This window comes from Hydrogenimonas sp. (assembly GCF_029933015.1).
Classification (GTDB): Bacteria; Campylobacterota; Campylobacteria; order Campylobacterales; family Hydrogenimonadaceae; genus Hydrogenimonas.
Map to the genome: position 1 here is coordinate 1 of NZ_JAOZOZ010000070.1, position 8,310 is coordinate 8,310.

The 8,310-nt window shown below is 57.6% G+C and carries 7 protein-coding genes; 5 read left to right on the forward strand and 2 right to left on the reverse strand.

What is annotated here, in order from left to right:
• Together Q1K23_RS06025 and truD are read right to left on the reverse strand one after the other, a co-directional pair.
• A partial coding sequence (locus Q1K23_RS06025; RefSeq protein ID WP_300363250.1) for an AAA family ATPase occupies positions 1–1,778 on the reverse strand: 1,778 nt, incomplete at its 3' end.
• Between the two features lie 61 nt (positions 1,779–1,839).
• Positions 1,840–2,919, reverse strand: a complete 1,080-nt coding sequence (truD, locus tag Q1K23_RS06030) for a tRNA pseudouridine(13) synthase TruD (protein WP_300363251.1) — start codon at positions 2,917–2,919, stop codon at positions 1,840–1,842.
• Between the two features lie 213 nt (positions 2,920–3,132).
• Here truD and Q1K23_RS06035 point away from each other — a divergent pair, with 213 nt between their 5' ends.
• The 5 genes from Q1K23_RS06035 to Q1K23_RS06055 form a co-directional block, all read left to right on the forward strand.
• On the forward strand, positions 3,133–4,224 hold the full coding sequence (locus Q1K23_RS06035; protein ID WP_300363252.1) for an AI-2E family transporter: 1,092 nt from the start codon (positions 3,133–3,135) through the stop codon (positions 4,222–4,224).
• Between the two features lie 69 nt (positions 4,225–4,293).
• Positions 4,294–5,595, forward strand: coding sequence for an FUSC family protein (locus tag Q1K23_RS06040; RefSeq protein WP_300363253.1), 1,302 nt, complete (start codon positions 4,294–4,296; stop codon positions 5,593–5,595).
• Positions 5,595–7,181: a TolC family protein gene (locus tag Q1K23_RS06045; RefSeq protein WP_300363254.1), complete on the forward strand. Its 1,587-nt coding sequence runs from the start codon at positions 5,595–5,597 to the stop codon at positions 7,179–7,181. Before Q1K23_RS06040 ends, Q1K23_RS06045 begins: the two co-directional genes overlap by 1 nt.
• Before the next feature lies 1 nt (position 7,182).
• Positions 7,183–7,449: a DUF1656 domain-containing protein gene (locus tag Q1K23_RS06050; protein ID WP_300363255.1), complete on the forward strand. Its 267-nt coding sequence runs from the start codon at positions 7,183–7,185 to the stop codon at positions 7,447–7,449.
• Between the two features lie 13 nt (positions 7,450–7,462).
• Positions 7,463–8,310 (forward strand): HlyD family secretion protein (locus tag Q1K23_RS06055; protein WP_300363256.1); only part of this gene is annotated, 848 nt, incomplete at its 3' end.

Consider the following 8,310-nt stretch of genomic DNA (forward strand, 5'->3'; position numbering starts at 1 on the left):
TATTTGATCGTGTTGATCCGGTCGATGACGATCTCTTCGGTCAGCTTCTCCTTTCCCTGCCTCAGGGCGTCCAGCGCCGCCTCTTTGGCGATGCGACCCAGCTCGTAGCCGTTCATGCCCGACATGTATCGGGTGATGCGGTCGATGTCGATCTTTTCGTGGGGTTTCTCCAGGATCTTCCTGGCGAAGAAGCGGCGCGCCTCGCGGTCGAGTTCCGGGACCTCCACGCTCTGGTCGATGCGTCCGGGATGGGTCAGATCTTCGGGGACCTCTTCGATATCCCGGGCCGTCGCGATCGTGAAGATGTAGTTGTCCGGTTCGGCCGGGGCCCGGTCGATCATGTCGCAGAGGGTTCCTGTGGGGATGTGGGTGTAGTTGCCCTCGATCACCCCTTTCGTGTCGACACCCTCCAGCACCACGATCACGGGGGCGGCGATTCGCGCCCTGCCGTAGACCTCCTGGATCAGCACCTCGTCGAAGAGATCGACACTGCGCAGATAGATGTAGGGAAGTCCCGCCTCTTTGGCGAAGGCTTTGACCAGCATCGTCTTTCCGACACCCTCGGGACCGTAGAGCAGCAGTCCTTTGGGGAGCGTGATGCCGAAATGTTCGAGACCCTTGTCGTTCTGAAGCACTTTGATGATCGACTTGAGCTCCTTTTTGACACGTATCTGCCCCGCCACATCCTTGAATCCGATGCGCGACGCGCGGATCGAGAGGCGGTCGGCGTAGGGGGTACGGTGTTCGGGAGGCTGGGTCTCGACCTCTTTGATCGAATCGATCAGGAGCGTCGTCTGCCTCTTGCCCTTTCGGGTTTTCCAACCCAGATCGAAACGGCGTTCGAATTTCACGAAATATTTGAGATCGAAGGAGAGATCGAAAAACTGCTCCAGCCAGGTTTCGGCCCTGGGTGAGAGAGCTATGATACATTTTTCCGCCGTTTCGCAGCTTTCCGCCAGTCTGTCGGCCAGCAGTGCGGGAAGTTTGTGGGCGATGCGTTTGGCGTTGAGATAGGGAGAGAAACCCAGAAGCAGCGCCAGTGCGAGCCGCTCGGGCGATCGGAGCTCGATCTGTGTCAGGGATACGCCGTTGAGCCGCTCGACCGATCGCTGCAGAATACGCTCGGTAATCCGCCAGAGCGCTTTGAGGTCGAGCAGGTAGAAGAGGATCAGATCCCCTTCGCTCAGGACGTTCAGCAGCTCCGCGTCGAAAAGTGCGACCATGTTTCCCTGGGTGTCGGGCACTGCCACTTTGGAGATATCTTCGTAGAATTTTCCCTGGCGCAGAAGCGGATTTTCGTAGTAGGCGTCGACGAACTCCTTCTCGTACCATGTCGGATCGCCCAGGGTGACGGTGAAGAGAAAGAGCGCCTGCCGGTAGCGTCTCTGATCGTCCGGCGCGCCGTCGGCGACGATGGCGGCCACCACCCTCTGGATCGAGTGGTCGGCTTTTTCGATCTCCTCGAAGATCACGACACCGTCGGGATGCTCGGCGATCCATTTCTCCAGTGTCCCGTCTTTGCCCACGAGCCGGTCGATATCGTCGGCGAAGGCGTACTCGCCCATGTGCAGAATCAGGGTTTCGCGTCCCAGATAGCGGCCGACGATCTTCGCGGCGAAATTTTTGCCGCATGCGGGCGGTCCCGCCAGGGCGATGGCCCCTTCGACCCCCTCGAAAAGTCTGACCCGTCCGATCCTCTCGACTGCCAGGTCGAGAAATTCGATCGCTCTGTCCTGTCCTACGATCTCTTTTTTCGCATATGTTCCGAAATTTTCCATCTTTTTACCGTCTTTTCCGTAGTCTTGTCATTATTCTATCATGTATGGACGTTCGGGTGCCTCAGCGCAGGGGGCGGTTGGCGATCATCTCCAGCAGTACCGTGGCGTAGGAGCCTTTGGGGAGCGTGAAGTGGAGTTCGTAGTGCCACTCCTCCTTTCTGTAGCGTCCTTCGATCGCCTCGGGCCAGATCCATGCGTAGCGACGGCCTCCCGGGGCCGGAATCTCTTCGATGAACTCCTTCTCGATCTCCCAGGCCAGACCCGTCGCCTGTTTCGCTTTGCGTCCCGGAAGGATCCCCGTGGGGCTGATATCGCGCTTTGCGAAGCGATCCCCCTCTTCGGAGAGTTCCGAAGCGGTGAAGAGACGTCCGTGGGGGTAGTGCTGCATCACGTCGCCGGGAAGGAGTTTGAAAAAGTGTTTCTGCGCGTGCACCTGCCGGATCGTTTCGTCGTTCCAGACGAAGACCTCTTTCAGCTCTTTGGGTTTGAGCCCTTCGAAGAGGCGCGAGATCTCGATCCGCTTGCTGAGCCAGAGATTGAAAAGATGCGACTGGTAGGCGCTCATCAGAAAATCGCGTTTCTTCCTGTCTCGCATCTTTCTCTTCCCCTCCACGATCTCCCGGGCCGTTTCGTAGTTGTTCCCCTCCCTGCCGAAACGCTGCCAGCCGAAATAGTTGGGCGATCCGTGGGTTTCGATCCACTTCAGCAGCGAGTCGATTTTCGTGGCATCCGTGGGGCTCACCTTTTTGAGACGGATGAAGAAGCGGTTGCCTTTCAGATGCCCCATGCGCAGTTTGTTGTCGTGGCGGGCGGTTTCGAGGATTCTGATCTGTTCGTGGGAGAAATCTTTCAGCGCCTCTTCGTATTTGAAAGGCAGAGATATGTACTGGATCGTCATGGCGTCTCTGTCCTTGAGGCCGGCGTATCCGATATCCCGGACACGAATCCCCAGATGGGAGCTGAGAGTCTCCAGCATCTGCCAGGTCGTCAGCGCCTTTTTCCTCACTTTGAGGATCAGATGCTCACCCTCTCCAGAAAAATCGTAGAGCGGGATCTCGGTGACGACGAAATCGGCCGGGGTCTGTCTGAAATGGAAATGGATCGGTGCGTGCGATAGCGGATAGAGCCTGTCGGGTTTCATCGGATTCCTCGTTTCTTTTGTATGGTGCCGTAATTATACTTCAGACGGCACGATGGACAAAGCCCACGCAAGGTTCTTCACGGCCCCGATACGTGATAACACTCCTCTTCGAGACGTCGTCATACCGATCTGCCGGTGATCTTTAAACTTCGTTGGATATAATAAATTCCATCAACACATCACACCAATCACCAACCCGTCGGAAGGATCTGTATGCCGCATCTGCAAAACTACGACGATCGTGTCAAATCGTCGATCGAGATCGCCACGAAACTGGGCCTGCTCTTTCTCATCATCTATGTCTCCTACCTGATCGTCAAACCCTTTCTTCCGATCATTCTCTGGGGTATCATCCTCGCCGTGGCATTCGCGCCGCTTGTCAACGGCCTGGAGAAGCGGTTCGGCAGCCGCAAAAAGATCGTCATCGCCGGGAGCCTTCTCCTCGTCGCCGCGCTTGTCGTGCCCACCTGGCTGCTTTCGGACAGCCTCATCACCAGCTCGCAGAAACTGATCAGTGTCGTCAACGAACAGGGCAAACTGATTCCCGAACCTTCCGAACAGGTGAAGTCTTGGCCGCTGATCGGAACGAAGGTCTATCAACTTTGGGAGAGTGCCCATACCGATCTTCCCAAAACCCTGGCACCCTTCAAAGCACAGATAAAATCGGCCGTCATGTCGGTGGTCTCGATGCTCAAAGGGGCACTGGGCACGGTCTTGATGACGATCGCCTCCATCGCCATCGCCGCCTACTTTCTCATCGCCCAGGAGTCGAGCACGGCCTTTTACCGTCGCATCATGCGGCGTCTGCTGGGAGAACGAGGCGACGAGTGGTCCCGTCTCTCGGCACTGACGGTCCGAAGCGTCGCGACGGGTGTCGTGGGTGTCGCCGTGATCCAGAGCGCCCTGGCACTGGTGGGAATGCTTCCGATGGGTGTGCCCCTGGCACCGGTCTGGGCGCTTTTGATCATGTTCCTGACGATCATCCAGCTGCCGGCGCTCATCGTCATCGGCCCGATCATCGCCTACGTCTACTCCTATGCCGATGGGACCACCGCCACGATTTTCGCCGTCTATATGCTTGTCGTCGGTGCCAGCGACGGAGTTTTGAAACCGATACTGATGGGACGGGGAGTCGATATCCCGATGCTCGTCATCCTGATCGGCGCCATCGGAGGAATGATGCTCATGGGCATGATCGGTCTCTTTCTGGGAGCGGTGATTCTGGCACTCTTCTACAAACTCTTCGATCTCTGGATCGCCGAGATCGACGAAAGAGAGAACGCCGCAGCCAAGAGCGCGGCGTAGAGAATCGGCAGGAGTTCAGGTTTGGCGGCTGCGGCGGAAGGGTCGATGAGAGAGGGAGGATGGGAGCGGATGATAGCCGCTTTTCCCTCCGAGAAGATGAAAACGGCCGTCAAATCCGCACTGGCCCTCACCCTCGCCTATCTCATCCCCTTCTCGCAGGGGTGGGAGCAGGCTTCCACGGCCGTCATCGCCATCATCGTCATCTCCACGACCGATACTGGCGCCGCATCCTACCTCAAGGGTTTTTTTCGGATCGTCGGCACGCTGACCGGGGCAGCGGCGGGCATGGCGCTGATCGCGTGGCTTCCCCAGGACCGGATGCTCTATCTGGTGATTCTTTCGCTGCTGGTCACCTTTTTCATGTATCTCTCTTTCGCCTACCAGGGCGATACGACGATCTTTTTCCTGACCGCCCTGACGATGATGATGGTCTTTGACAGCGGCAATGTGGACGACATCTTCCTCTACGGCGTGGAGCGGACCTTCATGACGATGTTCGGCGTCGTCATTTTCACCCTGGTGGGGCTGCTTCTGTGGCCCCAGAAGCGTGAGGAGGGGAAATTTTTGGTCAAAATGCCTTCCATGACGTTTCACTGGCTCGATCCCGACAGCTTCAGAAAGGCTTTGACAACTTTCATGGTTTTCTGGGGTGCAACGCTGCTTTGGATCCATTTCAACCCGCCGGGAGGTTTTCTCCTCGTCTCCCTGGCCACTTCGCTGACGCTGATGACGGCCGTTTCGCCGGTAAAGCCTTCGATGCTGATCGTCGCCTTTTCCATCGGCTTTCTTTTCGCCACCTTCGCCTACATTCTCGTCCTGCCGAACGTCCACGACGGCTGGACGCTGGCGCTCTTTCTCTTTCTCTACGCACTCTTCGGATACTACGTTTTCAAACCGATGCTGGCACTTTTCTTTCTGCTGGGCATCCCCATTATGAATCTGCAGAATGAGATGTTTTTCCACTTTGGTCTCTTTCTGAACACCCTTTTCATCTTCTATCTCTTTCTCTTCGTGCTGCTCTTTTTCTACTACATCCCTTTTCCGACCCAGCCGGAGAGGCTTTTCCTGCAGCTGCAGCGTCGTTTTCTCCTGCTTGCAGGATGGATGAAAGAGAAAGAGGGGTTCAAAGAGCGCTACGCCCGGAAATATCTGATGCCGACACTGCAGAAGATGAAGGTATGGGCGTCGCAGATCGACTACGGCTATTTCCGACTGGACGCTGCGAAGGTGACGGCGTTTTTGGAGGGTGCAGAAGCCTATGCCCGCTCTCTTCTCGAAAACGATGCAAAAAAAGCGGAAACGGCGGAAAAAACTTTCGAAGAGGGTCTGAAAACGATCGATTTCGATCGGTTGCGGGAGAGTAGATTTTGATGAAAAAGAGTCTTTTCTTTTCGATGATGGCCGCCCTCGTGACCTTTACCGGATGTACGAAACTAGGGCCCGACTTTTCCGGGCTCACAGCGCCTCCGCTGCCCAAAGAGATACCGGCCGATCGCAACGTCTCCGACGATACGGTGACGGAGTGGTGGCGCATTTTCGACGATCCGGTGCTCGACCGCCTCGTCGAAAAGGCAAGAAAACAGAATCTCGATCTCGAAAGCGCGGGCCTTCGCATCCTCCAGGCCCGGGCGGCGCTGGGGATCAGTACAGGGATGCGCTACCCCCAGAAGCAGACCCTTTCAGGAGGATACATGTCGACCTATCAGGATCGGCAGATCGACTCCTACGCGCTCAACTTCGACATGGGGTGGGAGCTGGACCTGTGGGGGAAATACGCCCGCGGCATCGAGTCGTCGGAGGCGAGTCTCTACGCCGCCGTCGCCTCCTACGACGCGCTGACGGTCTCGCTTCTGGCGGAAGTGGCGCGAAACTACATCGCCTACCGCACCACCGAGGAGCGGATCGCCTACGCCAAACGGAACATCGCCATCCAGGAGCGGGTCGCCCATATGACAGAGATACAGTTCAACTCCGGCAACGTTTCGGAGCTGGATATGCAGCAGGCGCGGACCCAGCTCTACAATACCCGGGCCGCCCTCCCCGCCCTGGAACTCTCCAAGATCAAAAGCGTCAACGCGCTGGCCACTCTCCTGGCCGTGACGCCCGAAGAGATCCGCGCCATGATCGATACCCACGATTACCGCCGACGCGACGAGATCAACCGCTTCATCGCCACGGGAAAAAAAGGGACCATCCAGCTCGTCGAAAACGAAGAGGCGCTGCTGGATCTCTCCTATGTCCCCGATGCGGCGTTCGATCCCCATGCCGTCATCGACGCGTCGCTTCTGATGCGCCGACCCGACATCAAAGCGGCCGAATACAGAGCCCGGGCCGCCAGCGCGCAGATCGGCGCCACCGAAGCGCTTCTCTATCCCAGTTTCGCCCTCGTCGGCAATCTCGGCTACAACGCCACCGATATCGGGCTGGGCATCGGGACGGCCGCCAAAAACCTGAGCGTCACGGCCGGCCCCGGATTTTCCTGGAACATCTTCCAGTACGACCGCATCAAAAACCAAGTAAGGATCCAGGACGCGAAGTTTCAGGAGTCGCTGGTAAACTACAGCAAACAGGTGCTGCAGGCCGCTTCGGAGGTCTCCAACGCCCTGAATGGCTACGTCCTGACCCAGGCGCAGCTGGCCGAAAGGAAAAAGGCCCTCGAGGCGACGGTTCGGGCCTTCAACATTTCGGTCACCCAGTACCACGACGGCCTGGTGAGCTACCAGCGCCTGCTGAGCACCGTCGAAAAGCTGACGACGACCCAGGATATCTATGCCCAGATGCGCGGCGCCCTCGCCACCGATATCGTGCTGCTCTACAAAGCCCTGGGAGGCGGATGGCAGAGCGGTCGCGGCGGATCCTGCCTCTCCGAAAAAACCGTCGAGAGCCTGAAAATGCGCGGCGTCGACTGGGGGAACTATCTGGACGAGAACATGACGAAACTACCGGAGAAGTACTGAAATGCCTTCCACCCTCTTCCCGGTTTCCGATTTCCGATTTCCGATTTCCGCCTCCACGAATCCCTACCCCCACGAGCTGCAGCTGGGAGACGTCTACTTCTCCCCCTGGCTTCCCGCCATTCTGCTGGCTTTTTTGATGACGGTCGTGACGGTGATGCTACTCAACCGACTGAGGCTGTCGCGTTTTTTCTATCTGCCCCAGTACGTTTTTCTGGCCATCATGACCCTCTATATGGTACTGATCGACGCGCTATGGATAAAATTTTAAAGGATACCGCCCGATGAAAGCGATGACGACACTTCTGAAACTGCTGCTGACCCTCTTCGTTCTGGGAGCCGCCGCGTGGTTCGGGTATCAGAAATACCGTACCTACACCCAGAACCCCTGGACCCGGGACGGCCAGGTGCGTACCCAGGTGGTACAGATCACTCCGAGAGTCTCCGGGATGGTGACGCGCATCCACGTCGTCGACAACCAGCACGTCAAGGCGGGGGACCCGCTCTTCGAGATCGATCCCTCCCAGTACATCCTGAAGGTCAGACAGGCCCAAGCGCGGCTCAAACGGGCCAAAGAGGCGGCCAGGGGGATGAAGACCGAATACGAAAGGGTCAAAAGCATCTACGCCAAGGATCCCGGCGCCGTCAGCCAGAAGGATCTGATCCGCAACGAGGTCAACTACTTCAAATCACTCGCCGACATCGACAGCGCCGAAGAGGCACTCAACGCGGCGAAGCTCAATCTCTCCTTCACCAAAGTCTACGCCCCCGTCGACGGATGGGTCTCCAACATCAATTTCCAGGTCGGTTCCCAGGCGACGGCCAACAAACCACTGCTGGCATTGGTGGACGAGAAGAGTTTCTGGGTTTTCGGATTTTTCAGAGAAGACACGATCTCCCACGTCCGTGTCGGGGACAGGGCCGTCGTGACGCTGATGGCCTACCCCGACACACCACTGGAGGGAACCGTGGAGTCGATCGCCTGGGGGATCGCCCCCACCGACGGCAATCCCGGCTACAATATGCTCCCCAGCGTCAAACCGGTCTTCCAGTGGATCCGTCTCGCCCAGCGTCTGCCGGTACGCATCAGACTCAAAGAGCCGCTGCCCGAAAAGGTGAAACTGCGGGTCGG